Annotated in this window: 19 protein-coding genes and 1 pseudogene; 6 read left to right on the forward strand and 14 right to left on the reverse strand. The window is 46.4% G+C overall.

Annotation, left to right across the window (positions count from 1 at the left end; all coding sequences use genetic code 11):
- Positions 1-12: 12 nt before the first annotated feature.
- The 7 genes and pseudogenes from NXS07_RS11665 to NXS07_RS11700 all read right to left on the reverse strand — a co-directional run bounded on the left by NXS07_RS11665 (position 13) and on the right by NXS07_RS11700 (position 10,255).
- Positions 13-1,233, reverse strand: a complete 1,221-nt coding sequence (locus NXS07_RS11665) for a hypothetical protein (protein ID WP_258086787.1) — start codon at positions 1,231-1,233, stop codon at positions 13-15.
- Positions 1,234-1,259: 26 nt separating this feature from the next.
- Positions 1,260-2,738: a toxin VasX gene (locus tag NXS07_RS11670; RefSeq protein ID WP_258086788.1), complete on the reverse strand. Its 1,479-nt coding sequence runs from the start codon at positions 2,736-2,738 to the stop codon at positions 1,260-1,262.
- 138 nt (positions 2,739-2,876) lie between these two features.
- Positions 2,877-4,088, reverse strand: a complete 1,212-nt coding sequence (locus tag NXS07_RS11675) for a DUF4123 domain-containing protein (RefSeq protein ID WP_258086789.1) — start codon at positions 4,086-4,088, stop codon at positions 2,877-2,879.
- Positions 4,088-6,097: pseudogene (gene tssI, locus NXS07_RS11685) on the reverse strand (type VI secretion system tip protein TssI/VgrG). The gene NXS07_RS11675 and the pseudogene tssI overlap by 1 nt, the downstream one beginning before the upstream one ends.
- A gap of 12 nt (positions 6,098-6,109) precedes the next feature.
- The gene (locus NXS07_RS11690) at positions 6,110-7,852 is read right to left on the reverse strand and encodes a type VI secretion system baseplate subunit TssF (protein ID WP_258086792.1); all 1,743 of its coding nucleotides are present in this window, start codon (positions 7,850-7,852) and stop codon (positions 6,110-6,112) included.
- A gap of 622 nt (positions 7,853-8,474) precedes the next feature.
- The gene (locus NXS07_RS11695; RefSeq protein WP_038222562.1) at positions 8,475-9,146 is read right to left on the reverse strand and encodes a DUF4276 family protein; all 672 of its coding nucleotides are present in this window, start codon (positions 9,144-9,146) and stop codon (positions 8,475-8,477) included.
- Positions 9,143-10,255 carry an AAA family ATPase gene (locus NXS07_RS11700; protein ID WP_038217336.1) on the reverse strand — a complete coding sequence of 371 codons (1,113 nt, stop codon included), beginning with the start codon at positions 10,253-10,255 and terminating at the stop codon, positions 9,143-9,145. Before NXS07_RS11700 ends, NXS07_RS11695 begins: the two co-directional genes overlap by 4 nt.
- Before the next feature lie 205 nt (positions 10,256-10,460).
- Here NXS07_RS11700 and panM point away from each other — a divergent pair, with 205 nt between their 5' ends.
- Positions 10,461-10,862, forward strand: coding sequence for an aspartate 1-decarboxylase autocleavage activator PanM (panM, locus tag NXS07_RS11705; protein ID WP_038217339.1), 402 nt, complete (start codon positions 10,461-10,463; stop codon positions 10,860-10,862).
- On the opposite strand, the gene NXS07_RS11710 is transcribed toward panM, so the two are convergent.
- The 5 genes from NXS07_RS11710 to ftsY all read right to left on the reverse strand — a co-directional run bounded on the left by NXS07_RS11710 (position 10,850) and on the right by ftsY (position 16,177).
- On the reverse strand, positions 10,850-11,989 hold the full coding sequence (locus NXS07_RS11710) for a glycerate kinase (RefSeq protein ID WP_258086793.1): 1,140 nt from the start codon (positions 11,987-11,989) through the stop codon (positions 10,850-10,852). The two genes, panM and NXS07_RS11710, sit on opposite strands and share 13 nt — an antisense overlap.
- Before the next feature lie 165 nt (positions 11,990-12,154).
- On the reverse strand, positions 12,155-13,009 hold the full coding sequence (rpoH, locus tag NXS07_RS11715; protein ID WP_038195889.1) for an RNA polymerase sigma factor RpoH: 855 nt from the start codon (positions 13,007-13,009) through the stop codon (positions 12,155-12,157).
- Between the two features lie 227 nt (positions 13,010-13,236).
- A complete protein-coding gene (ftsX, locus tag NXS07_RS11720; protein WP_238126727.1) occupies positions 13,237-14,217 on the reverse strand; it encodes a permease-like cell division protein FtsX in 981 nt (326 codons plus the stop codon).
- Complete coding sequence (gene ftsE / locus NXS07_RS11725) at positions 14,210-14,875, reverse strand: cell division ATP-binding protein FtsE (protein ID WP_038195892.1); 666 nt, start codon at positions 14,873-14,875, stop codon at positions 14,210-14,212. Before ftsE ends, ftsX begins: the two co-directional genes overlap by 8 nt.
- A 6-nt stretch (positions 14,876-14,881) precedes the next feature.
- Complete coding sequence (gene ftsY / locus NXS07_RS11730) at positions 14,882-16,177, reverse strand: signal recognition particle-docking protein FtsY (protein WP_258086794.1); 1,296 nt, start codon at positions 16,175-16,177, stop codon at positions 14,882-14,884.
- 329 nt (positions 16,178-16,506) lie between these two features.
- On the opposite strand from ftsY, the gene rsmD reads away from it, so the two are divergent.
- The 3 genes from rsmD (at position 16,507) to NXS07_RS11745 (ending at position 19,941) form a co-directional block, all read left to right on the forward strand.
- Positions 16,507-17,085, forward strand: a complete 579-nt coding sequence (gene rsmD / locus NXS07_RS11735) for a 16S rRNA (guanine(966)-N(2))-methyltransferase (RefSeq protein WP_238099832.1) — start codon at positions 16,507-16,509, stop codon at positions 17,083-17,085.
- A gap of 41 nt (positions 17,086-17,126) precedes the next feature.
- Positions 17,127-17,396 carry a DUF1145 family protein gene (locus tag NXS07_RS11740; protein ID WP_258086795.1) on the forward strand — a complete coding sequence of 90 codons (270 nt, stop codon included), beginning with the start codon at positions 17,127-17,129 and terminating at the stop codon, positions 17,394-17,396.
- Positions 17,397-17,637: 241 nt separating this feature from the next.
- Positions 17,638-19,941: a zinc/cadmium/mercury/lead-transporting ATPase gene (locus NXS07_RS11745; RefSeq protein ID WP_258086796.1), complete on the forward strand. Its 2,304-nt coding sequence runs from the start codon at positions 17,638-17,640 to the stop codon at positions 19,939-19,941.
- A 212-nt stretch (positions 19,942-20,153) separates the two neighbouring features.
- On the opposite strand, the gene tusA is transcribed toward NXS07_RS11745, so the two are convergent.
- Positions 20,154-20,408 (reverse strand): sulfurtransferase TusA, encoded by a 255-nt coding sequence (tusA, locus tag NXS07_RS11750; protein ID WP_258086803.1) that lies wholly within the window; start codon positions 20,406-20,408, stop codon positions 20,154-20,156.
- A gap of 175 nt (positions 20,409-20,583) precedes the next feature.
- Between tusA and NXS07_RS11755 the strand changes: the two genes are divergently transcribed.
- Entirely contained in the window at positions 20,584-21,252 is a 669-nt protein-coding gene (locus tag NXS07_RS11755) for a 7-cyano-7-deazaguanine/7-aminomethyl-7-deazaguanine transporter (protein WP_258086797.1), read from the forward strand.
- Between the two features lie 223 nt (positions 21,253-21,475).
- The gene (locus tag NXS07_RS11760; protein WP_038208963.1) at positions 21,476-22,576 is read left to right on the forward strand and encodes a glycerol dehydrogenase; all 1,101 of its coding nucleotides are present in this window, start codon (positions 21,476-21,478) and stop codon (positions 22,574-22,576) included.
- Positions 22,577-22,644: 68 nt separating this feature from the next.
- Here NXS07_RS11760 and NXS07_RS11765 read toward each other — a convergent pair whose 3' ends face one another.
- Complete coding sequence (locus tag NXS07_RS11765) at positions 22,645-23,748, reverse strand: Fic family protein (RefSeq protein WP_258086798.1); 1,104 nt, start codon at positions 23,746-23,748, stop codon at positions 22,645-22,647.
- Between the last annotated feature and the right edge of the window lie 281 nt (positions 23,749-24,029).

Below are 24,029 nucleotides of genomic sequence, written 5' to 3' on the forward strand. Positions count from 1 at the left end.
AAGCGAAAGAACTCACCACCCGGTTGACAGATAATTTCCAGACTTTAATTCCTGCATCTTCAAGTTAATTGCGTATATATCTGATTCTCCCCATTTGAAACTAGGCAGTATAAATTTATAAAGCATCTCCCCTTTTTTATTGCTTTCAATTTTCAAAGTTGGTTTAATAAAAATATTTAAAAATTCTTGAAACTCAACCCGATATGCATCTCTAGTATTTTTCTCATTACGCATTATTGTCTTAAATTGAGAACTTAATCTCGGGCGATCTTCACTCGTACTCCAAAAAGCATACTTACTCCCATTCCCCCAAAAGCAGTTACTTAACAACGTTTCCAAATCTACCCAATTGAAGTATATAGCTGCGAATGTTCCACCAAGCATTAGTGAAGCGCCTAGCGCAATCAGAAGACTAACGCCAAAAGTCACTTCCGACGCGGCTACCGCCATAGACCATCCTACAGCCATTATTATTGATCCTGTACCTATTGAAATATGAGAATAAGCTTCTTTATCATTACCAAAACCAAAAGAGTTGTAGGCATCGTAATAAGAAAGTGCTCCACTCACAAACCCTGTAGTAATTAATCCACCATTTACCCATTTTGTTATTAAAGCACTTTCTAACAGAAGCCTGCGTGATGCAGAATCCAATAACGCTTTTGCTGCGGGGCTATTCAATTTACCCGCCAGGCTAGCTGCAACTTTAATAGCATCTCCACCAATAGCGGAAACACCTTTCGCAGCAATTAATCCGCCTAATATAGTATTCGCATAGCTTGAAACATAATAATAAGGAAGTCTGTTTGCATTAAATGGCGCATTCTTTTCGAAACGAGACATTGATGTCAATTTATATAACATATAACTCTTCATAAATAAATCCAAACCACTTAAGCCAGAGCTCAATAAATAGCCAGCAGACTTATTTGCATTATAAAAAAACTTAAACTGAGGATTTAACTCAGGCCTTTTAAATTTAATCAGCGGTATTTTTATCTTTATATTATTATTGTAATTATCCAACCTGTTAGACCAGTCAAACACTTTTTTCCCTACAAACCTTTTCAAGCCAGACTCAGCATGATCCATGCCTTTCTTAATTTTACCTGATACTCCTTGATTTTCATATTCTTCAATTTCTTTTAGAAACTTATAATATTCTTTCTCGGTTAATTCGAAATATTTTCCTTGCTTTATTTCAAGCCCCAAATAATCTAAGATTTTAGGCACAAGTTTATGCGTTACCTGTTTAACACTCAACACATGTAAATGTAATATCCCTTATATGATAACTCTGTTGTAAATACATACAGTCTAGCCAGTAAATTGCCAACGACACTGAGTATTATATCTATTCCCCGATTGAGGAACTTTGCAATGGAACCTTTATCAACGCCATCATGGCCCAATGAATTCACTATTCCATTGAGGGCAACTTCCCACGCACTATTTCCGTCTATGGCCAATGGACCCGCAATAATACTTTCCATCGCCAACAATCCCTCCTCTGAATGCTTTAGCGGCTCCATTAATTCAGCGTGTAAAATACAGAATCGTTCAAATTCTTTTGCATCACCTTCGGTATAAATGTCCTTTTTATCAGATACGGAGAAAAAATTCTTAAAATAATGTGTAAGCCCACCTAATTTACCTGCAATCATTTCACTTTCAAAAAAACATTTATAAAATTCAAGAATCTCTTTCTTTCTATCTTTTACACTCTTAATCGGCGTAGTTAATTTAAGCCACCAAGTTTTCCAATTTTCTTGGTGAATACACTCCTCAACACATTTTTTAATTTCTTTATTTTTTGATGCAGATAATATCTCAACAAAATTCCCTATCGTAAGAGGATACATATTAGTTGCACTATAGCTTAGCTCCCAAAGATTAAGTAACATATAGGCCATTAAAATATCACGCTGATATCCCACCGGATCATGCAATACCACAATCTTCGCTTTATCTTTGTAATAAGGGCAGATAAGACTGTCTATATAACGCATTTCCATATCGGCATCCATGAAAAAACTGCCTTCCGTCGTGATATCCCCCAAATCAGCAGCGTGTAAAAGCGGATCGGATAATTGATTTTTGTATGCCTGAAATTGTTTTTCAGGATCTTTGAAATCTTCCACTAATCCGTCGAAATGTTCTTGTCTGGCATCAATGGCATAATCTGATACCTCACTGTCTAAATCCACAAATTGCATCGCATTCTTGCGGAAGTTTTTATCATTATCCATCTTATTCAGGACAGATTTAGCCAGCTCGACTTCACTGTAAATGAGGCTGATTTGGGTCACATCTTTATCAATCGCCAGAAAAGGATAGCCTAATCCCGTTGTACCGCTGGCAGGGTGGATTTCTTCCCATGATGAGCCGCCGGCTTTTTGCTCATATTTGGTGTATTTTGTGACCATCCCCCTTTTGCCCTCTAAGGTGACAATTTCAGGGCTGAATTTGAAAATCAGTAACTTGCCATTCTGTTGGGAGCCCTGGGTTTTAATCGCCCCTTCTTCTTTGACATAGATCCAACCCGGTCTTGGCATTCGAATGCTATAGCCCCCCAGAACGCTGGCACTTAATGAATCATCATAAGGATCAATAAACGTACTTATTGGCGGCGGTAATTGAGCATCTATCCATGTGTCACCAAAAAAATTCATATAAGCATATCTGACAGGATAAACCGGCCGGATATTGGCGTCACAGGGCCTGACAACGGTATCCATATCCAACTCATGAGGTATGCGTGCCTTCGCCTCATCGACCATTTTTTCAAACGTTTTTGCCGCTTTTTTCGCGGCGGTCTCAAGAGCGTCACCCGCGCTCGTTAATATCGATTTTTCCATTTATCTTCTCTCCTTGTGTTAACTTAATGCCCGGTTTTTAAAACAATACTCATAACAAGCCAGCGCCCGTACCTCTTGCGCCTGTGCTTCGACACAGGCATGCTGCCATGCCCGCTGCCAGAGTTCTTCGTTATCCCGCGCCAGACTTCTGCCCGCCACCAGATACAGAATCGAACGCTGATGGGCGAATCCCGCCAGACAGGCAAGATTGGCCTGTTGCACCACAAAGGCGGGCAGCTGTTCTTGCTGTTCTGGCGACAGTTCAGGTTGGGTCTCTGCAATAAATTTCACTATCTGCGCCACCGCCCGCGCTTGGGTCTGCCCCGCCAATATGCCCACCAGAGAGCGGTTGATGGCCACGGGAGCCGTTTTTTCCTGATCCAGGCTGTTTTCAGCCACAGAAAGGGCGTAGTACTGCCCCGTCTGGCTGTCGAAATAACCGATCCGCATTATCGGGCGCATAAAGTGCACCAGTTGTTCATCCGGCAGGCTTTTCAGTAGCGGGAGCAAGCCTTGCGGCACATAGAAGCGGTAAAACACCCAGGATTGGTGTTGTTCATTTCTCAGATAGGTGAATTTACGCAGGTGATTACGGATCACAGGAAATGGCTGGTCACTGTCGATAAAAATGCCCGGCTCCGGGGTGATCGGCTGGCTGATCTTCTGCTGAAAAGCCGAGTGCACCGTTGGGTCATCCGTTAACTCCACCAGATAAGGGGCGCTGTCTTCGAGCGTGATTTGGGTTTCTCCCTGAAACAGGCTTTCCCATCGCAGGTTGGAGACCATCAGGTCTGGCACGATAAAGCTGCCCATGACCCGGCGGTAAACGGTGGCATCAATCACCCTATAGCGGTATTGCCCGCGCTCCCTGGCGGGCAGGGTTTCCGTCACGGCGAACTGCAATACGCCACGCGCGGCCGGCAGGAGGGGGTTGTTATTGTGTTCGTTCAGCGGGATCACCCGGGCATTCCGCTCCACCCCCTGCCGGAACTGCCGCAATAGCGGTAATTCGACCTCAGCGCTGGCGGCAAGGTATTCGGGCAACGGCTGAATACGTTGGTATTGCCCCGGTGAATCTCCCGCCTGCAGGACATATTCTGCCAGTGCCGACAGCGCCTGCGGCTGGCTCGTTGCATGGACAATCGCCCGGGCAGAGTCATGTTCGCCTTGTGGCGTGGTATAGGCATAATCCACCACCCAATGTTCGGCATAATCGGGTATCCAGGACATTATTCCGATGACTCCTGCGGCTTACGGGCTTTTTCCCGGCAATCCTCGGCCATGACCAACCCTTCATTGGCTGATCCGCTGAGTGACGGCACCGTGCCCGGGCTGCCCCCCGTTACCGACACATCCCCTTGCAGGGTGATTTTGCCGGTGATCGTCACCCCTGAACTATCCAGCTTAATCGACCCCGCCTTGCCTTTGATCAGCACGGATTCGCTGGCCTGTAGCGTATGGACTTTCGTCAGGCTCTGGATGTTGTTGACCACATTCAGGGTGTAGTTGTTGTTAATTTTGGCGGTTTTGTCCCGCCCCACTTCTTGCCGGTGATCCGCAAAGATATTTTCCTGCCAGTTATTGTTGATGCGGGTTTTGCGATCTTTGGTAATGGTTTCAAACTGGTTCAGATCAATCTGGATGTGCTATTCATGCATGATCCGGATGAATTCATCGTGGCCGATTTCATGTTTGCGGTTGTTCAGAACATGGTGGCTTTCATCGTGACCCACACGCTGGGTTTTATCGTGGTTTATCTCGATAAGCTGATCTTTCTGGGCGTGGATATAGATCTCTTCACGGCCTTTCGCATCTTCAAAGCGCAATTCGTTAAACCCCTCACCTTTGTGGGTGCGGGTCTTGAAGGTGGTGCGCGTTTTTTCCGCCGGCAGATCCAGCGGTGGACGGTTGCGCCCGTTGTAGGTACAGCCTGTGACTATCGGACGATCAATATCCCCGTTCAGGTAGGAAACAATCACCTCCTGACCGATGCGCGGGATCGCCATAAAACCATAGCCATCACCATTCCAGCCCTGCGCCACCCGCACCCAGCAGGATGCCCGGTCGTCCGCTTCGTCATAACGGTTCCAGTGAAAATGAACTTTGATAGCGCCATGTTTGTCGACGTAGATCTCTTCCCCCTCCGGCCCCACGACAGTGGCCACTTCATCGCCATCTGCCAGCGGCTTATAGCGGAAAGGCGGGCGCCAATCCTGCCTGCCCGGAATAAAGGAAATCTGGTTGGTCAGGGTGGTTCCCTCCCCGGCTTCACCGGAGGCTTGTGGCTGATGCCCCTGATGGGAAACCGTGACTATCTGCCAGCGATCATTCATGGCACCAATCGGGTGGGATTGCAGAACGAAGATCCGACCAGGTCTTAATTTGATACAGTTGGTACTCGCTTTACCGACTTTGCTCTGGTTCTGCAACTGCTCCAGCCGCAATTGGGTGAAAGGACGACCTTCTGCATCCTTCTGAAAACGGCCATAACTTTCAAAAACTGAATGCCCCATGCCTTTTTCCAGTGCAGCGGTATGTTGCAATGGGTAGGAGGGGCGCAGGAAGTTGTTGTCTTTATGGAGGGTTTCATCAGGGCAGAGGTATTCGCCGTAATTCCACTGCCATGCGGTTGAATCACTGTTGTCGGTATTGGCCTGAACGTTGTAGGTCAGGGTCAGTGCCGCCAACATGCCAAGGTGGGCGTTGCTGTAGAACAGCTTGTCCTCTTCAAACCAGAACATGATGCCCTCTTCTGCCGCCAGACGGCACCAGAAATCATAGGCAGATTCACGTTTTTGGGTGGTGTATTCCCGTATCGCATGTTGCTGGTGATCTTTATAGAATTTACTCTCCGCCTTGATGCGATGCTCTTTCAGCAACCGGGCGAGAATATCCGGTACGGATTGGTAATGAAAAATCCGGCTGTCCTGATTGAGCGTCATCAGCCACATTTCAGGGCGGACAATAAAGGTGTAATAGGTACGCAGACCGTCAGTATTGCCCTGCTCTGCCCCCGCCACAATGCCGTTGACGGTGCGTTCAGTGACGCCATCGCGCATGACGGTCAGAGAAACGCTGGTGCCAAGCTGCTCGCTGAGCGCCACGTTATCCAGTGAACTGACGACGGTCATGGTCAGGTGAAAGAGTTGCGATAACCCTTCCTGTAAACTGAAATCCACGACCTGAAAGGTGGTTTCCAGCAGTCGGCCTATCCGGCAGGTAAAAACTAATCCATCCATTGTAGAAATTCCTTACATGATTGAGCGATAACCTTCCAGCATTGAAGGTGACAGATACCATTCCGTCCCTGAAGGCTGGCTGATGACACGCATTCTCAGCCACGATCCCTGGGCAAGACAGAACGGGAAGAATTGGTATAGTGAATTGGCGAATCGATACATTTCACCGGCACTGCTATAGGCTGATTCATCCATTTCCAGGGTGATAAGCAGGCAGCGAACAGGCCTGCCCCGGATAAGCCTATCGCCCCATTTCGCGGTGATATTGCTGATCCCGTCAATCATGCGCCGGATGCTGCGGCTGCCCGGGCGATCACCCTCTGGGTACAGGTCAAAATCCTGCAACAGTTGTCTGACCGATTCCACGCTCTCTAAGGCGTAGCTGCCAATGGCATAGTGTGACAGGAAATCCCAATAGCGAAGGCTGTCGGTAATGGGTGGATAGGTGCGTGAAGTGGGCATGATGTTTTTTAATTGCAAAATCTCGGGAACGTTTTCACCGCCCAGAGAAATCGCCCCGGATGTCAGAGGGGGCAGGTTCTGTTCAAAGCCATAAAAATGGCAGATGAATTCGCACTCAGGCGGTTTATGCATTAATTTCCCTTCCCTGTCATAGAACACCACTTGGTAACGGACTCTATTCCATTCATCATGGGGGGTTTCAAGTCCGTAAAACCCAGCGTTGTCATATTCAGGGTGGTAACGCTCCATGCCGGTCAACAGGCTCGCCGGATAGAACAGATACTCATTCCCACGGTGCTCTTCTTCGCTGCCCGGCTCATTTTTCAACTCAATGCCGGCGATATGCAAAATTCCCTGATTGGGTGCCAGCGGCAGAGGATAACGAGCAGTTTCGGCGGCAAAAGGTAGTGTGACCTGACAGTTGCGCTCCATGTTGACAACAGGGGCACAATGTAACTGAAATGCCGATTCGATTTGTTCCGCAGATAACGGCAGTAGCGTATTTAATGTCAATTCCACACTGAATTCGCGATGTTCCGCCAGTTTGAGTTGTTTCGCCATTATTGGCAGGGGTAAATCCAGAAATTGGTTGATATGTGGCAGATAGAGCGATTCTATGAGCAACTGGGGTGCCCAATTGTCATCTTTGGCCGATGACAGTGTCAGACGGGATGCACCGAAACGGGCTTCAAATCGCTCTCCCTGAGCTTTATAAACCTGCCCGTTGTGGTGCAGCTCGGCATCGGTGTAATACTGCATAAGCCCCAGCATCAGTATATCGGCGACTGGCTCGTCACTGCTCAGAAACAGGCTTATCGGTCTGGTCTGCCACTCCGCTTCTTTACCGGTGTAACGAAATTTCAGGATGATTTTGGTCGCCTGTATCTGATGTATGATTTCACGGGAAACCAATGTCAGGGGGGCAACCGGGCACAGACGACACATCACAAATGGCTGACCTGCCTCGGTATAAACCTCGGTTCCTGCCGGGATGGAAAAATCGGAATCTCCCTGCCCATGACTGTCGAACTGGATAATGCTGGTTGCAGGAAGGCCTTTCAGCGGCTGGGCACGCAATTTTTGCAACAATGGCCGCGTCAGTTCAGGAAAGCCATCCTCGATTTTTTGCTCTAGGCGCGCCGTTAACACAGAGGCACCCTCAAAAAGTCTTTCGACATCAGGATCCCCGCCACCCAGTACATCACGGAGGTGCGGGTTTTCTTCACTCACAATTTTTGCAAGTTGCCTTAAATAATCAAATTCCCGCTGATAATAATATTCAAACGATTTCACAACTGACTCCTTTTCCTTAAAGCGGCATGTTGTGAGAATGACCACTTTGCCTTTATACCCGTCCTTCAAGTTACAGCGTTGTTGGCATCCTGAAATACATAGGGTATATGTTGAGTTTATTAATTTCAGGTAAGTGAAAAATATTCATCAATTCTTATTAATTAAAAATAACTACTTAATATATACGTTGTCGAGGGTATGTCAAAACAAAAAACAGCACACATATTGTTCCTTTATTCCCCCCTTTATTCATCGCAAAAATATTAGAGGCTCTCAATATTATTATTTAAAATTAATAAATCAATTTGATGAATTGATGCATTCTCCATTAAAAACTTTAGAGCGGTACTGCTCCCCACGGAAGGAACCCGTGCCAAAGCAGATTTTGTTCAAAGGATGGTGTGATGTGCTACTGATATGCGATGGGCTCAATTTTTAACTTGGAAAATTCATGCTGTTAAAATTTTTTGCCAAAAATATTGGAAAAAGTAAGATAAATTACGATTAACGTTGGAATTTATTTCATTGAGGTCAGTGAATATATGAAGTTAACAATTAAACAAATAATGGTTTGTGACTAGCCTGCGGTCATCAACCTTAACAGCAGATGACCGCAGACTGTTCAACGACTTAAGTTTTCCAATTGGGTAACCCACTCATTAAAATGCCTACATTTTTCTCTCAATTTCTGCAATCCAATATGTTCAACAACAGAAACACCTGCGCTAACTTTATCGTAATCAGAAAGTGCGTTAAAAATTCTCTTTGATGGGGCTGTTTCTTTGCCATCATTAATAAGCTCTGGATTTTGATCTTCAGCCATACTCACCAAAGAAGCGATGGCAGTATCATGCTCAAGGTATTCCCAATCTAATTTCGCAGGGTCAGAAAAAATTAAAGCTTCAAACTCATGGAGCTGTATATATGGAATGAATCTTTCATCCTTTACATCGTTCAAGAATGCATCCTCAAGAATTCGAACTCTGGAATAGGCATCTTGCTGATTAGCTTGTCGATAATTTGGAAAATCATCAGGTAATGCATATAAATCAAACATTGTTGTAAATCGACAGTTTCTGTCCCGATCTTCTTTCATCCAAGTTTGAATATCCGCTTTTGCCTTTTGATAACTAAGTAATCCTCCACGATATTCTTTTGATACCCGCTTATCTCTACCCGTCAAGACACAGCGGGCATCAGCATACACGCCAAAGGTCGCTAAATGAGGTGCCAAAACGCGGGAAACGAAAGCCTTCTCTGTTTGGCCTTCAGCCGTTACGTGTAATCTAATCACGGCTGCCCTCCAAGAACGTTCTTCTCCCATAGTTCAGATAAACTATAGCGCTGAAGCCATTCACTCAAACTTTCATGTTTTAACTTTTTAAAGGTGCTTGCTCCAGTCTGATTATCACGCTCAACAATTATCAGCTGTTCGGCATCAAACTCATCTACTAACCGTGTAGATTGGGTTGCAACAACAATCTGTGTGTTTTTTGAAGCACGTTTGATCATTCCTGCCAACTCGGTAATTGCTTCGGGGTGCAAACCCAATTCAGGTTCATCAAGTACAATCACTTTAGGCAATAATTTTGGTGGCTGAAGCAATAAAACCGTAAGAGCCATAAAACGAAGAGAGCCATCTGATATCTGTTCCGGCCCAAATAAATGATCAGGGCGGTAATTGTCAGACCAATTCAAACGAACAAATAACTCATTCCCTGGCAAGACATCCAACACAAAATCTTCAAATTGGGGCATTACCTTACGTATATGCCTAACTATACGATCGTAATAAGTTCGATACTGAGCACTATCCTTCATCATCTTAAGGAAAGCGGCAAGATTTCCAGCATCGCTTCTCAAATAGCTCGCATCATCAACATAAGTTCGGTCTTTGATGCGTGATGTATCGGATGTATCGTGAAATTGAAATGTTTTTATTCCGGCAAGGAAGGCAGTTATTTCTTTGCTTGTCGTATGTTTGTCACTGTGCAACCCTGATTCACTTCCATCTCTTGGTAAAAGATATTTCGACTGTGTTGCATTATTCTGTTTTTGAGACGTTACACACTCATCGCTAAAAAAAAGCCGATCTGAAAGAGCATAAGACAACGTGGCCTCATAGGTATCCCATGCAGCTTCATCTTCTAATCGAATACTGAAGTTCATTGACTCAGTGACTTTTGAGCCATAATGCAAGAGTTGGCTGACCCCCTGCCGCCCAATATATTTCTGCAAAGCTCCCGATGTCATGGATACCAGCATACGAAAGAAAGATATTAAGTTGCTTTTACCTGAGCCATTGGCACCGAGCAGCAACGTAATATCGCCAAATACTATGGTTTGCCCTTTCACATTATCAATGGATTTAAAGCCTTTGAGGCTTATCTCAGTAAGCTTCATTCTGACCCCTTAATGTTATGGAGTTTATCTCGTATGACTTAAAAACTACTATAAAGATACCATCTACTCTACCCCATGTTAAATCTCCTGACATGATTATTAATTTATTCAATAAGTTGAAATTAGGAGCAATTTTTTGTTTGCTCACAGCATGGTGCAATGTGCTATTAATTGACTGATTGCTTCATCATCGTGGAACAACTCTATGAAATTAACAATTAAACCAATAAGGGTTTTATCCCCACAGGATAAGATTGATTTGAAAAAAATTTGGCCGGAACAAGATGCGCAGGAGTGGGAAGTGCTGTTAGCAGGTGATCAAAAACTGTTTGTAGCACAGTTTAATGATCGGCTACTTGCTGCGGTCAAAGTGACGCTCAATTCATCAACAGGAATACTGGAAGATTTTTGTGTACGGGAAGTGACCCGTCGGCGCGGTGTGGGTTCTTATCTGCTGGAACAGGTCAAGGCCGCGTTTCCTGAGATCAACCGTTGGGAATGGAGACTGAATCATTTTCCTGATATCCACGCTCCGGCGTTGAGTGGTTTTATGGCGGCCTGCGATTTCCGCTATGATGCCCAAAAGAATGACTATTATTGCGAATAAGCCATACGCCAGACCGAGGCAACATTACGCGCCGTTACCCGTAAGTTATCAGCACCATTGGCAAGGGCATCGGAAAGGGAGCAGGCACCCGGCACAATGGAAAAGACTGCATCCAGCCCGTGCTGATGCACAACATGGTAATCACGGCTCATTCCCCCAACCAAAGCGATGGTGGGAATACCAAACTTTTTGGCGACACGGGCAACGCCAATCGGCGTTTTACCCTGTATGGTCTGGCTATCCATACGGCCTTCACCCGTAATCACCAAATCCGCCCCCTGAATGGCTTCTTCCAGTTTCAGGATATTAATGACAATCTCAATACCCGACTGCAAGTTGGCATCCAAACAACCTAACAGGGAAGCGCCCATACCTCCCGCAGCACCTGCTCCTGCGACATCAATCACTTTTTTTCCCGTCAGTGATTCAATTTTCATCCCATAATGGTGCAATGCCGAATCCAACACTTTGACCATTTCCGGTGTCGCCCCTTTTTGTGGGCCAAATATCGCGGATGCCCCCAATTCGCCACATAATGGGTTATTCACGTCACAGGCTACAGTGATTTCAAGCTGATTAAGACGTGGATCAAGAGAGGAAAGATTGATACTTTCCAATCGGGTTAGTGCCGCCCCCCCCAATGGCAGGATGCGGCTGTCCCCATCCCAGAGTTTCGCACCCAGTGCCTGCATCATTCCTGCACCACCGTCGTTGGTAGCGCTGCCGCCAATACCCAAAATCAACTTCTGCACACCGTGTTCCAGCGCAGCCAGAATGAGTTCTCCAGTACCGTAACTCGTCGTTATCAAAGGGTTGCGATGTTCCATCGGCACGAGATGTAAGCCAGAAGCAGCAGCCATTTCAATGACGGCGGTTTTCCCATCTCCCAGCAAACCAAAGAAAGCATCAACCGGCTGCCCCAAAGGATCGGTTACTGAACATGAAATTCTCTGCCCGCCCGTTGCGGCCACCAGAGATTCCACTGTACCTTCTCCGCCATCCGCCATTGGCAACCTGATATAAGTTGCCTTCGGAAAGATTTCCCTAAATCCCTGCTCTATCGCCTCCGCGACTTGCAAGGCACTCAGGCTTTCCTTAAATGAATCAGGGGCAATCACGATTTTCATAATAATGTCCTCTATTTCTCTGATGCTTCTGGCCAGTAAAACCAAATACACCAAAGATTAAAGTGGAGACTGAAGCGATGGGGAAACCCATCAACGTCTTATAGGGCAGCAGACACAAAAAAAGCGATAAATAAATTATCGCTTTTTAATCCGTCAGTGATGAGTTTACGCTTCAATCGCCAGCCGCAATTTCTTCATTGCGTTCTTTTCTAGCTGTCGAACACGCTCGGCCGATACGCCATACTTATCCGCCAATTCCTGCAAGGTGGATTTGTTGTCATCATCCAGCCAACGGGCGCGGATAATGTCCTGACTACGCTCATCCAGCCCTTCCATCGCCAGAGAAAGTTTATCCGCCGCGTGGTTTTCCCAATTGTCTTCTTCAATGCCATCGGCAAAGTCAGAAGCCTTGTCCTGCAAGTAGAGCACAGGAGCCACTGGCTGGCTGTCATGACTGTCATCATCAGACATATCAAACGCCATATCCTGTGCCGACATGCGGGATTCCATCTCACGGACGTCCTTGCTGGTTACCCCTAATTCTTTGGCAACCAAATCAACTTCATCCTGATTGAACCACCCCAGACGTTGTTTAGCCTTGCGCAAATTAAAGAACAGTTTACGCTGAGCTTTTGTCGTTGCGACTTTCACAATGCGCCAATTACGCAGTACATATTCATGGATTTCTGCCTTGATCCAGTGAACAGCAAAAGAAACTAGACGAACGCCTACTTCTGGATTAAATCGGCGAACTGCTTTCATCAGGCCAATGTTGCCTTCCTGAATTAAATCCGCCTGTGGCAGACCATAGCCAGAATAACTGCGAGCGACATGAACAACGAAGCGCAAGTGAGACAGAATCAGCTTTTTCGCTGCATCCAGATCTCCCTGGTAATGCAGCCTTTCTGCCAGTTCCTTCTCTTCCTCTGCGGAGAGCATAGGATAAGCATTGGAGGCACGGACGTACCCTTCCAAACTACCTTGTGGAACTAATGCCAAAGTTTGCATTTCTTTTGTCATTCAAATTCTCTCAAATCAGATCCAAATTGATGGCCTTGTAAATTTTGCCTGAGCCAACCGATAAGGTTTATTCAAGCCAAAGATATGTCTATTTTACCATCATAGAGATCATATTCAAATCATCTAAATGGTATGAATATGGATACAAATTGCTAACTGTGTTTTCGACCACAATTTCTTCGACCGTAATGCAGCCCAAAAGTTCACCTAAAGACCAACAAACGGACTCATTCCGGCCTGAAACGGCGTAAATGCTGAATAGTCGCAAACCATGCTGCAAGCCAGCCTATCATGCCAGAAATCAGTACCAGCAACAGGGATTCATCCCATCCCAAACCGTACAATTTAAAGGTAGTACCAAAGACACCTGCAACATCCGTAACGACATTGGAGAGTTTCCAAACCAGTAACGATGAAAGGATCAGAGAAAAAACCGCGCCCAATCCCCCCAGCAATACTCCACCATTGAGGAAGGGACGCAGAATAAAACCATCTGTTGCACCAATCAGTTTCATTACATTGATAGTTTCGCGACGACTAAAGATACTGAGACGAACGCTGTTACCAATGACCAAAAGTAGCGCAACCACCATCAAAATACCTATTACAGCAGCAATCTGGCCAATAAGATCTGCTAAGGCCGTGAGACGGGTAAACCAACTCTCATCCATTCTGACTTCTTCGATACCTTTGATCTGGGAAACCCGATCACGCAATGTTGTTAATACCGTCGAATCTTGAAAATCCATTTGAGGGGAAATAATCGCGACCGCTGGCAGCGGGTTTTCTTCCAGTAGATTTAAAGCACCCGCAAAACCAGACCATGCACGAAATTCATTCTCGGCTTCTTCACGGGACAGGTAATTCACCGATTTCACACCATCAATGACTTTCAACTGCTCAATCACCTGTCTGGCGCCGCCGTCGTTCAAGGATTTATCCAGATAGACCGTAAGTTGCGGAACGGGATACCACTGTTCCACCGCTTGATTAACATTTTTCCAGACGATGTAAAACACGCTCGGCAAGGTCAATGAGATGGCAATCACCATGATAGTCAGCAACGTCGCCAGCGGCTGGCGCAGCATATCTGACAAGGTGCTTTTCCACGCGTAACGCTGCTGTACGCGCCAGCCCCCTTTCAATGATTTGGACTTGGGTTTAGGCGGTGTCGTTTTTTTCGCTGAATGACGGACATTTTTAACCATGATGTCCTCCTTGCATACGCCCCTGATTCAACGTCAGGATACGGTAATTTCTTCGTTCTATGAGAGCGACGTCGTGCGTCGCCATCAGAACCGTGACACCAACGCGGTTAAACTCTTCAAACAAGCGCATGATCCCCTCAGACAGTTCCCCATCCAGATTTCCCGTGGGTTCATCCGCCAGCAGGACGGTGGGTTTGTTTACAACCGCGCGGGCAATACCAACACGCTGCTGCTCACCACCAGAAAGCTGAATGGGAACGTTTTTCGCTTTGTCCAGCAAGCCTACCTTATCCAACGCCGCAGATACCCGGCGGCGGATATCCTCGGCGCTTGCCCCTGAGATAATCAGTGGCATGGCAACGTTCTCGTAAACCGTGCGATCCAGCAGGAGATGATGATCCTGAAAAATCATGCCGATCTGACGACGCAGAAAAGGGGTTTCACGGGGTTTCAATCGGCTGATGTCATGCCCCCCAAACCAAATATGGCCTGCACTTGGGCGTTCTATACCGCAGATAAGTTTCAAAAGCGTACTTTTACCCGCTCCTGAATGACCGGTTAAGAATGCCATTTCCCCTGGAAGCAGATGAAAATCCACCCCTTGCAGCGCTTGCCGCCCTCCCAGATAGGCTTTACTGACCTGTTCAAAGCGAATCATTGATAGTTAATCCTCTCGGGCAAAAAGAGCCTCTATAAAATCGTCAGCCTTAAATGGACGGAGATCTTCAATGCCTTCCCCAACACCGATGTAACGAATAGGGATATCAAATTGGTCGGCAATGGCGAAGATAACCCCCCCTTTGGCAGTACCATCCAGTTTGGTCAGTGTGATCCCCGTCAATCCAACCGCTTCATGAAAGAGTTTAGCCTGACTGACCGCATTTTGGCCTGTGCAGGCATCCAGAGTCAGCATAATTTCATGCGGAGTCTCTTCGTCCAGCTTTCTCATCACACGGACAATTTTTTTCAGTTCTTCCATCAGATGGGATTTATTCTGCAAGCGCCCTGCGGTATCAGCGATCAGAATATCAACGCCTTTCGCCTTGGCGGATTGGATCGCATCAAAAATGACTGAGGCCGGATCTGCGCCGGTATGCTGTGCAATTACCGGGATTTTGTTGCGCTCTCCCCAGACCTGCAATTGTTCCACTGCTGCCGCACGGAAGGTATCTCCCGCCGCTAACATGACGGATTTGCCCTGAGACTGGTACTGACGCGCCAGTTTACCGATGGTTGTCGTCTTACCAACGCCATTCACACCCACCATCAGGATGACATAAGGAGATTTACCTTCTATATCCAGTGGCTTATCAACTTTTGCCAGAATATCTGACATTTCTTCTTTCAGTTTCGTGTATAACGCTTCCGCATCTTTTAATTCTTTGCGGCTGGCATGAGCGGTTAAATTGTTAATGATCTTACGGGTAGTTTCGACACCAACATCCGCAACCAGTAACTGCTCTTCCAATTCTTCAAACAGATCATCATCAATTTTCTTGCCGCGGAATAACCCTAAAAATCCGGAACCCAGATTCTGGCGGGTTTTCACCAAACTACGTTTCAAACGCGCAAAAAAGCCTTCTTTGCTCGGACGATCCTGCTCTTTGGGTAATACGGATGGTTCTTCTACTAAGTGCTGCTGCTCCGCTTCTTCCGCGGCATAACGGGCGACTTCTTCGGCTAAACGTTGCTGCTCGGCTTCTTCCGCGGCGCGACGGGCGGCTTCTTCGGCTAAACGTTGCTGCTCGGCTTCTTCCGCGGCGCGACGGACGGCTTCTTCGGCTAAACGCTGCTGCTCGGCTTCTTCCGCGGCGCGACGGGCGGCTTCTTCGGCTAAACGCTGCTGCTCGGCTTCTTCCGCCGCTGACTTGTCTTGTTCAAGTTGTTCTTCTTGCTGTTTCTTTTCCTGACGACCACGTCCAAACCAAGAGAAGAAACCTCTTTTTTTCTCTTCTGCCATTGGGCACTACACTCCTCGCGGTTAATTATGGCGTTTAACAACCTATCCCATTAAGTTATTTTCTTTACCCGTTTGCGGGTGCAATTAATGCTTATTAGGATAAGCTAAAAACCTATCGCAGCAGACGCTTTGTTTTTCAACCACTACGCCTGCTGCGATAGGTTCTAACGGTGATAAAATCCAGTCTAACATTTTCATCACATCACAACACATATCTATGTGTGGATTTCGTGGTAAATTAATCAATGTATTTCTTCATTCTCACTTTTTGTATCCGTCGTCTATTATGCAAATAGCATCGGATGACAAATGCTTAGACTATGTAAATTATGACTAAAAAATCACAGAGCGCGTCTTTGGGACAAATCCGCCTTATTGGCGGAAAATGGCGCGGGAGAAAATTACCCGTTCCTGATAGTGAGGGGCTACGTCCGACGACTGATCGTGTCCGTGAGACACTCTTTAACTGGCTGATGCCCATCATTCAGGAAGCTCGCTGCCTGGATTGCTTCTCCGGCAGCGGAGCACTTGGGTTTGAAGCCTTATCGCGCAATGCAAGTCACGCGACCTTGCTTGAATATGATCGTAATGTAGCAAAACAATTGTCAGCCAATTTAGCCTTACTTAAGGCCGAAAATGCTAATGTGGTACAGGGAAACGCCCTGCAATATCTCAACCAGACAGGCACACCTTTTGATGTGGTTTTCCTCGATCCCCCATTTCGCAAGGGGATGCTTGTTGAGACAATCAACTTACTGGAAGCCAACGGTTGGCTGGCTGAAGAGAGTTGGATTTATGTTGAAGCGGAATCAGAATCTGCTGCAACAGAAGCTCCCGCAAACTGGCAGTTACATCGGGAAAAAATTGCCGGGCAAGTTGCTTACCGACTGTATATCCGCCGCCAGTAGTCTGGCAACAGACCTGCTTAAATACGATTTTGGAGTTAATGATGTTTATTCAATTAGGAAAAGTTATCATGGTTCTCGTTTGGGGAATTATGATTTTCAATTTGATCCATCCCTTTCCTAAACCATTGAGATATTTCATGGATATCGCCATGGTTTTCACGGCGATAATGCATGCCTTTCAACTTTTGCTATTAAAAAACTCCCAGCCCAAAGATCAAAAATTTTCTGTTTTTCTTCAGACCAAGATCTTCTTTTTTGGTGTGTTTGAGTTATTGGCTTGGCAGAAAAAACAGCGTCAAGATAAGAAATAACGTCCCATTTCCTTTCTATTTGGTGTCAGTGATGCCGACGGTATTCTGTCGGTATCATTTATTTTGATTATTCACTCACTGGTTATCTAATCAAATAACAAAAAAGAGGAAATAAATGATTTCATCTCAAAGAGCACAAATCATCAAAAAAATTTATTGTTTTAAATTTGACTCTGGAGTTTACTCCAGAGTGTAGAGTTAACTGTAACCCATTTGGATTAACTCTATTGAGAGGCCGCCTATGTTCTCCATATTTAAAAAACATAAGCAATTACAGTACGGCTCTTTGTCTTACAAAAATAAAGAGCATCAAGATAAAGACCACGAGCATTCCCACGGCTCTCATGGCAAAGAAGATAAAGGTTCACACGACTCCCATGAACATGATCGAGGACACTGCTCACACGACCATGCCCCTACCATACGGGATACAACCCCTCTTGAATTAACCGCCAACCAGCGTTTTAACTGGATCATCCACGGCATGGATTGCCCAAGCTGTGCGGGCAAAATAGAAAATGCGGTTAAAAAATTGCCAGAAGCTAAACAGGTCAAAGTGCTGTTTACTACCGAAAAACTGGTGGTCGATGCTGATTCTGATATTCGCGCAGCCGTCGAACAAGCGGTAAAACAGGCGGGTTTTGAAATCAAGCAAACGGATTCGACGACTAAGTTGCCTCCAGCGGCAAATCACTGGAAAACCTTTTCCCCAATTCTCATTCTTATAGCATTAATGGTCATCAGTTGGGGCATTGCAAAAATAAATCCACCCGCTGGACAGATTGCTTTCATTATTACCACGTTGATAGGGTTATATCCGGTCGCTACCAAAGCCATCAAACTGATCCGTTCAGGGACTCCCTTTGCTATTGAAACTCTGATGAGTGTCGCCGCTATCGGTGCTCTATTCATTGATGCCACCGCAGAGGCGGCAATGGTTATTCTGCTGTTCAAAGTGGGCGAAGTACTGGAATCTTATGCCGCAGGGCGGGCCCGCCGTGGTGTCAGCGCCTTGATGGCGCTGGTTCCTGAACAGGCGCTACTGGTGACAGGAGGAGAAAAGAAAACCGTTCCGGCGGCTGACCTGCGTCCGGGGGATATTATTGAGATTGCGCCGGGTGCCCGTTTACCTACCGATGCCGAACTACTCAGTCCGTTCGCCAGTTTTGATGAAAGTGCTCTGACGGGTGAATCTATTCCAGTAGAGCGCCAGCAGGGAGAAAAAGTTGCTGCGGGCTGCCTCTCTGTCGATAGCGCAGTGCAAATGAGAGTGATCTCTGAACCGGGACACAATGCCATCGACCGCATTCTTCAACTGATAGAAGAAGCGGAAGAGCGCCGTGCTCCCATTGAGCGCTTCATCGATCGATTCAGCCGTATTTATACACCGCTGATTATTTTGTTCTCTGTACTGGTCGTGGTAATCCCTCCCCTCGTCCTTGCCGAGCCTTGGGAAACTTGGCTCTATCGTGGACTGACTTTGCTATTAATCGGCTGCCCCTGTGCGCTGGTTATCTCAACGCCCGCCGCGATCACTTCTGCACTGGCGGCAGCGACCCGTCGTGGTGCCTTAATCAAAGGCGGAGCGGCATTGGAACAGCTCGGTTCAGTCACCACCATTGCGTTGGATAAAACCGGTACACTGACCGAAGGAAAACCCCGGGTCACGGAAATCGAACCCGTGGAAAACATCAGCGTAGAAACACTGCTGGCGCTGGCAGGGGCGGTCGAAAGCGGCTCGCACCACCCATTGGCAAAAGCTATCCTCAACGCCGCAGAAAATAAAGGCGTGACGGTTGTCGAAGCTGAACACCGTAAAGCGTTGGCTGGGATCGGGGTTGAAGGGCTATTGTCGGGGCAGAAGATTCTGGTCGCGGCTCCGGGGCGGCTGCCGGAAAATACGTTATCCACCGCATGGAAACAAAGGGTCACGGAGCTGGAAAGCAGCGGTAAAACGGCGGTTGCCGTGGTACAGGGTGAGCAATTTGTGGGTTTGATTGCCATGCAGGACACCTTGCGTCAGGATGCCATAGACGCGATCCGCGCCCTGAAAAAGCAAGGTATCAATGCCGTGATGCTGACTGGCGATAACCCTCGTGCTGCAGCCGCTATTGCAGATCAATTGGGGATCGATTATCGCGCGGGTCTGTTGCCGGAAGATAAGGTAAAAGCCGTCACTGAGCTAAATGAAAAACACCATACCATGATGGTCGGTGATGGCATCAACGATGCCCCTGCCATGAAAGCGGCCAGTATCGGCGTCGCCATGGGGAGTGGTACTGATGTTGCGCTGGAAACGGCTGACGCCGCCTTAACACACAATCGGCTGACCGGCTTGCCTGAAATGATCACCCTGTCCCGTACAACGCACTATAACATCCGCCAGAATATCACCATTGCGTTAGGCTTGAAGGCGATATTCCTTATTACCAGTCTATTGGGCATCACGGGGCTGTGGATGGCCGTGCTGGCTGATTCAGGCGCCACGGCGCTGGTTACAGCTAACGCCATCCGGCTGCTGCGGGTTAAGTCGCAAAAACGATGATTGATTAATACGCGGATTGATTAAGAACCCAGACCTCTTAATCAAGAGATAAACAAGATAAATTGAAAAGGTGCAAAAATGCACCTTTTCAAAATTACAGTGACTCAAGATTGCTATTAAGGAAAAAGGAAAAATGGCACTCAGTGAAGTGATTGGTGCTATCCAAGTGCCATATTAGAAGCCTAGCACAGCCCACTTTTTCTGCCAGTCACTTAAGCTACATTTTCGCTTTTTTTGATCAAATATCGATAAGGAGTTTGCTCTGTCTCCTGTGCAATCAAGGCGTGCTCCATAAAACGGCAAAAACCCGGAATATCACGGGTCGTCGCCGGATCATCAGCAATGATCAATAACGTCTGGCCAGCATCCATATGGCGAACGATCTTACGTACCATCATCACTGGCTCAGGACAGCGTAACCCCTGCGTATCAAGCGTTTTGTCAGGGTTAGCAAAAACATTGGACATAACAATCTCTGTAGGTTCAAACACACTATGGCGATGGATTATATTACAAAATATCATCAACTGCCGCACTTTGCTTTTGTTGCGCAACGCGCGTATGATGCGTTTCACCTGATAATTCAGGCAAAGAAAGTTTGTTTTTTGGGTTCCCTTACCCCATTCATCAAAAAGGTACAATATGTTCCATTTGACCACGCAGCAGAAAGCCACGGAGTTGATCTGGCTTTCACTTTTCCACATTTTGATCATTACTTCCAGTAACTATCTGGTGCAATTGCCTGTCTCCATTTTTGGTTTTCATACCACTTGGGGAGCATTCACATTTCCTTTTATCTTCTTGGCAACCGATCTGACTGTACGCATTTATGGTGCACCATTGGCACGTAAGATCATCCTCACTGTTATGCTACCAGCGCTGCTGATTTCCTATTTCATTTCCGCGCTATTTTTTCAAGGAACGTGGCAGGGATTCGGGGCATTAGTAACCTTTAATCTGTTTGTTGCCCGTATTGCAGCCGCGAGCTTTATGGGTTATGTCCTCGGCCAGATATTGGATGTGGGAGTTTTCAATCGCCTGCGTCAGAAACGCCGCTGGTGGATAGCACCGACTGCCGCCATGTTTTTCGGTAATTTGCTCGATACACTGGCATTTTTTTTTATCGCATTTTATCGCAGCAGCGATGCATTCATGGCGACACACTGGGTAGAGATTGCTCTGGTGGATTACGCTTTCAAGCTGTTCATCTGTATGCTTTTCTTCCTGCCAGCTTATGGCATCCTGTTGAATTTAATCCTGAAATTTTCCTTCTCTCATTCAACAGATAAAACTCTGGTCAACAATCATTGAAGCAACATTACGCCCCGAATCAATCAGGGCGTAAATAAATCTTTCGATTTTATCTCACAGATCGCGCATTTCCTGCTTTGGCTCATAACTTCCCTGTATGTTTTATCGTATAGTGTTGGCGGACAGGCAAACAAATACTTTTATTCGAAACTGCTAATGATCTGCCACACGCCAGTGTTATGACAGCTCATGTTGAGTTTCCAGTGAAGAAGGAATATTTCTTATGCTGAAAGTGATCCAGTCTCCATCCAAATATATCCAAGGGCCAGGTGCGTTATCTCACATCGGCCAATACACCAAAATGCTTGCTGATCACGTTTTTGTGATTGCCGATAATTTCGTGATGAGCCTCATTGGAGATACCGTTAGCAAAAGTCTGGAAGAACACGCAGTAACCAGCCATTTTGAGATCTTCAACGGTGAATGTAGCCGTGGCGAAATCAAACGCCTGTCAGACATTTCAGCGAGTAACCAATGTCAGGCCGTAATTGGGATCGGGGGCGGCAAGACTCTTGATACCGCCAAAGCTATAGCGCATGAATGCAAGTTACCTGTAATAATTTCCCCCACCATCGCTTCCACAGATGCCCCAACCAGTGCCCTTTCCGTTCTGTATACCGAGCTGGGTGAATTTGATGGCTACCTGCTGTATCCACAAAACCCTAATATCGTACTGATGGACACCCGTATTATTGCCAAAGCACCGGTTCGTCTGCTTGTGGCAGGAATGGGAGATGCGCTTGCCACCTATTTTGAAGCCCGGGCAAATAGCGCTGCTCATAAACCAACGATGGCTGGTGGTGCAACATCCAATACTGGGCTGGCTCTGGCCAAACTGTGTTACGACACCTTACTGGCAGAAGGTTATAAGGCAAAACTCGCGGTGGAAGCGGGTGTCAGTACTCCGGCAGTGGAAAATATCATTGAGGCGAATACTTATCTCAGTGGTATCGGTTTTGAAAGTGCGGGGCTTGCCGCTGCCCACGCCATTCACAATGGCTTCACCGTGCTGGAGGAATGTCATCATCTCTATCACGGAGAAAAAGTGGCGTTCGGCACACTGGCACAATTGATGCTGGAAAACAGCCCGAATGAAGAGTTGGAAACCGTGCTCGATTTCTGTGTTCAAGTCGGTCTTCCTGTCACTCTGGAGCAACTCGGCTTGCGGGACAGTGAGAAATTGCACCAGAAAATCATGGAAGTTGCCAAGGCCAGTTGTGCCGAAGGTGAAACTATTCACAATATGCCGTTTAAAGTCACTCCAGAACAGGTCCATGCAGCAATAATGGCCGCAGACCGCATGGGCATGGATTGGCTGTATTAATTTATTGTGGAAGTTATCGATTCAGGGCGGAAATTCCCGCCCTGAATGTTTTTGTCGCGACTAAATTTTTATTGTTTCTCATCATGATGAATAACATAACGTGTACTGCGGCCACCAGCACCTGTCTTCTCCATATAGCCCAGCTCAAGAAGATGGCTTAAATGTCGAGTGGCGGTTGCCCGACTAACTTTGGCGACTTTCTGATACTGGCTACTGTTGATCCCTTGTTCAAAATCGCCATCAAGCATTCTATTCAAAACTTTAGTTTGTTCTTCAGTAAGTTGGGTTTGATCAATTCGTTTCCAGAACCTGGATTTTTTCACAACACCATCAATGGCTTTCAGTTTAGCGATGAGTGTGTCATTGAGTGTTTGCAGAAACCATATCATCCAATCGGTAATATCTAACCCGCCGCGCTGAGTTTTTTCCAAAATGTCATAATACTGCTTACGTTGTTCACAAATACTCACTGACATCGCATAAAACCGGATTGAGCGGCTTTCTCCCTGAGCCAATACCAAATCGGTCAAAAAACGAGTTATACGTCCATTGCCATCTTCCATTGGATGGAGCGTGACAAACCACAAGTGCGTGATTGCCGCCCGTAATACTGGATCAAGATTTTCTTCATGGCAGGAATGATGGAACCATACAATAAATTTTGCGATTTCCTGGCATAATGTTTCAGCAGGAGGAGCTTCAAAATGGATTACGGGCTTGTCTATTCTGCCGGAAACTACCTCCATGCCCCCATTCCGGAGCTGCCCACCTTTAACAGGATTAAATAGGGTATAGCCGACAGGAAACATTAACTCATGCCATTTCAAAATACGTTCAAGGGTTAGAGGTTCATTGTATTTTTCCACCACATCAAGAGCAATCTGTGCCATCCCATCAGCTTGTTCACTGGTTGGATACAGTTTTTCTTCACTGATCCCCAATCTATTTGCCAATGAAGAACGTACTGATGTCGCATTTAATTTCTCCCCTTCTATTTCACAGGAGTAGAGAATGCTGGCCAGAAGATTATCTAGTGTCGTCTGCTCTGGGTTTTCAGTCTCAGATCTACCCAGCAATAGCCCCTGATTAAAATGAATCTGTCGCAGAACTGGCGCCAGTACACTTTCGTCCCATTGAAAATCAGGCCAATCTTCGTGCTGCCAAATCCACATTGGACATTCACCTCATGATGCAAATAATCAACACATTCTACTCACAAGGTGAGGCGATTAACATCACTATTCGCCTCACAAAATGAGGCAAATAACACGCCTAATTGCCTCATGCCCTCAACGCCCGGAATACGCTTAGTCAATTCAATAGAATAGGCCGCCCAGCCCATTTTTTCCATGTGGCACGGGGTATGGAACGCCATTTTCAGCGGAGTCTATTTCAATGGCAAAATATATTCAAAATCTACAGTTGCTGTTTGATAAGGAACAAAAACGAACTA

Origin of the sequence: Xenorhabdus bovienii (assembly GCF_024721015.1) — a bacterium.
In the GTDB taxonomy this organism is placed as follows: Bacteria; Pseudomonadota; Gammaproteobacteria; order Enterobacterales; family Enterobacteriaceae; genus Xenorhabdus; species Xenorhabdus bovienii.

Bases quoted from the DNA above. Each gene is read 5' to 3' on its own strand.
- NXS07_RS11670 (WP_258086788.1), bottom strand. From the start codon at position 2,738: ATGGATACCGTTGTCAGGCCCTGTGACGCCAATATCCGGCCGGTTTAT.
- NXS07_RS11760 (WP_038208963.1), top strand. From the start codon at position 21,476: ATGCTGAAAGTGATCCAGTCTCCATCCAAATATATCCAAGGGCCAGGT.
- NXS07_RS11755 (WP_258086797.1), top strand. From the start codon at position 20,584: ATGTTCCATTTGACCACGCAGCAGAAAGCCACGGAGTTGATCTGGCTT.
- ftsE (WP_038195892.1), bottom strand. From the start codon at position 14,875: ATGATTCGCTTTGAACAGGTCAGTAAAGCCTATCTGGGAGGGCGGCAA.
- NXS07_RS11765 (WP_258086798.1), bottom strand. From the start codon at position 23,748: ATGTGGATTTGGCAGCACGAAGATTGGCCTGATTTTCAATGGGACGAA.
- panM (WP_038217339.1), top strand. From the start codon at position 10,461: ATGAAATTAACAATTAAACCAATAAGGGTTTTATCCCCACAGGATAAG.
- NXS07_RS11745 (WP_258086796.1), top strand. From the start codon at position 17,638: ATGTTCTCCATATTTAAAAAACATAAGCAATTACAGTACGGCTCTTTG.
- NXS07_RS11675 (WP_258086789.1), bottom strand. From the start codon at position 4,088: ATGTCCTGGATACCCGATTATGCCGAACATTGGGTGGTGGATTATGCC.
- NXS07_RS11710 (WP_258086793.1), bottom strand. From the start codon at position 11,989: ATGAAAATCGTGATTGCCCCTGATTCATTTAAGGAAAGCCTGAGTGCC.
- rsmD (WP_238099832.1), top strand. From the start codon at position 16,507: ATGACTAAAAAATCACAGAGCGCGTCTTTGGGACAAATCCGCCTTATT.
- NXS07_RS11740 (WP_258086795.1), top strand. From the start codon at position 17,127: ATGTTTATTCAATTAGGAAAAGTTATCATGGTTCTCGTTTGGGGAATT.
- tusA (WP_258086803.1), bottom strand. From the start codon at position 20,408: ATGTCCAATGTTTTTGCTAACCCTGACAAAACGCTTGATACGCAGGGG.
- rpoH (WP_038195889.1), bottom strand. From the start codon at position 13,009: ATGACAAAAGAAATGCAAACTTTGGCATTAGTTCCACAAGGTAGTTTG.
- ftsX (WP_238126727.1), bottom strand. From the start codon at position 14,217: ATGGTTAAAAATGTCCGTCATTCAGCGAAAAAAACGACACCGCCTAAA.
- NXS07_RS11700 (WP_038217336.1), bottom strand. From the start codon at position 10,255: ATGAAGCTTACTGAGATAAGCCTCAAAGGCTTTAAATCCATTGATAAT.
- ftsY (WP_258086794.1), bottom strand. From the start codon at position 16,177: ATGGCAGAAGAGAAAAAAAGAGGTTTCTTCTCTTGGTTTGGACGTGGT.